Origin of the sequence: Nguyenibacter vanlangensis, assembly GCF_013376155.1 — a bacterium.
Classification (GTDB): domain Bacteria; phylum Pseudomonadota; class Alphaproteobacteria; order Acetobacterales; family Acetobacteraceae; genus Gluconacetobacter; species Gluconacetobacter vanlangensis.
Genome location: NZ_JABXXP010000646.1, coordinates 1 through 1,566, shown reverse-complemented (window position 1 = coordinate 1,566; position 1,566 = coordinate 1). Strand labels below are relative to the sequence as shown.

The 1,566-nt window shown below is 70.1% G+C and carries 4 protein-coding genes; 3 read left to right on the top strand and 1 reads right to left on the bottom strand.

The features are described from left to right. The 3 genes from HUK84_RS17610 to HUK84_RS17600 all read left to right on the top strand — a co-directional run. The coding region (locus HUK84_RS17610) for a tetratricopeptide repeat protein (RefSeq protein ID WP_176641411.1) at positions 1 to 233 on the top strand (233 nt) is incomplete at its 5' end. A 73-nt stretch (positions 234 to 306) separates the two neighbouring features. Beyond that, positions 307 to 1,008 (top strand): LON peptidase substrate-binding domain-containing protein, encoded by a 702-nt coding sequence (locus HUK84_RS17605; protein ID WP_176641412.1) that lies wholly within the window; start codon positions 307 to 309, stop codon positions 1,006 to 1,008. A gap of 110 nt (positions 1,009 to 1,118) precedes the next feature. Then, on the top strand, positions 1,119 to 1,310 hold the full coding sequence (locus HUK84_RS17600; RefSeq protein WP_176641410.1) for a Trm112 family protein: 192 nt from the start codon (positions 1,119 to 1,121) through the stop codon (positions 1,308 to 1,310). Positions 1,311 to 1,354: 44 nt separating this feature from the next. Here HUK84_RS17600 and HUK84_RS17595 read toward each other — a convergent pair. After that, on the bottom strand, positions 1,355 to 1,566 hold a 212-nt coding region (locus HUK84_RS17595; protein WP_176641409.1), incomplete at its 5' end, for a pantoate--beta-alanine ligase.

Below are 1,566 nucleotides of genomic sequence, written 5' to 3'. Positions count from 1 at the left end.
TGGCGGCCAATCCGGCGGATCACGAGGCCCGCTATGAGCTGGCCGCCGCCCTGAACGCGGCCGGCAAGCGGCAGGAGGCGGCGGACGAGTTGCTGGCCATCATGCGCCAGGATCGGGCCTGGAACGACGATGCCGCGCGGCTGCAACTGATTCGCCTGTTCGATTCCTGGGGTCATGACGACCCGGCGACCCTGCAGGCGCGCCGCCGCATGTCGTCGCTGCTGTTTTCATGACGGGTCGCCCGGCGGCGGCGCGGCGTTGAGCCGGGGCGAGGATATCCCGCGCGCCCTGCCGCGTCCGCGCGACATGACGCTGGCGGATATCCCGCCTGAGCTGGGCCTGTTCCCGCTGCGCGAGGCGTTGCTGCTGCCGCGCGGCAAGTTGCCGCTGAACGTGTTCGAGCCGCGTTATGTCGCGCTGGTGGAGGATGCGCTGGCGGGGGCGCGGCTGATCGGCATGATCCAGCCGCGCGGCGACGCGCTGGACGAAGACGCCGAGGATGGAGACACCGCGGACGGGGACGCCGCGGCTGGGGACGCATTCGGATTCGCGGGCCCGGCGGCATTGTATGACATCGGCTGCATCGGGCGCATCACCTCGATGACCGAGCGGGCGGACGGGACCTATGCGGTGACCCTGACCGGGCTGAGCCGCTTCCGGTTGCTGCGCGAGGCGCGGCCGCGTCGCGGCTATCGCCTGGGACGAATCGACGCCTCGTCCTTCGCCGGGGATCTGACCGAGGGCGAAGGGCTGTTCTTCGACCGGCCGCGGATGATCGCCGCGCTGCGGCGCTATTGCCGCCGCCGCGGTTTCGGCGCGCGCTGGACCGTGATCGAGCAGATGGACGACGAGGCCCTGCTGATCACCCTGCCGATGATCTGTCCCTTCGCCACGGCGGAAAAGCAGGCGCTGCTGGAGTCGGGCACGCTGAATGACCGCGCGCGCACTTTGCAGGCGCTGCTCGATCTGGGCGGCCATGGGGCGGATGACGAGGGGCGCCCATCCTGAACGCTCCTCCCGGCCCTCTTGCGTGACGGGTCTTCACCTCGGCCGGTCTTGGCTTTAGAACCCTGTCGAATGCGTCGCACATGGCGCGCGTCGAGCGGGAAAGCCATCTGATGTCCGAAACCGTCCAGCCGCCCCTGGATCCGCGCCTGCTGTCCATCCTGGTATGCCCGGTCACCAAGGGGCCCCTGATCTATGATCGCGAGGCCGGGGAGCTGATCAGCCGCCAGGCCGGGCTGGCCTTTCCGATCCGCGACGGCATTCCGATCATGCTGCCCGACGAGGCGCGCAGCCTGGACGCCTGACGCCGGAGGGACGGTTCAAGGCCCGGATTGTTCGAGGCCCGGATTCAGGCCTTGGCGGGGACGGACATGTTGTCGATCAGGCGGACCGTGCCCAGCCGGGCCGCCGCCAGCAGACGTGCCGGCCGGCCGTCATAATGCGCCAGGGACGCCAGGTCGGCGTCGGCCCGCAGTTCCAGATAGTCGATTTCGGAGAAACCGCCGGCCAGCAGTCGCTCGCGCGCCTGCGCCAGCACGGCCGCGACGGAATCGCCGGCCG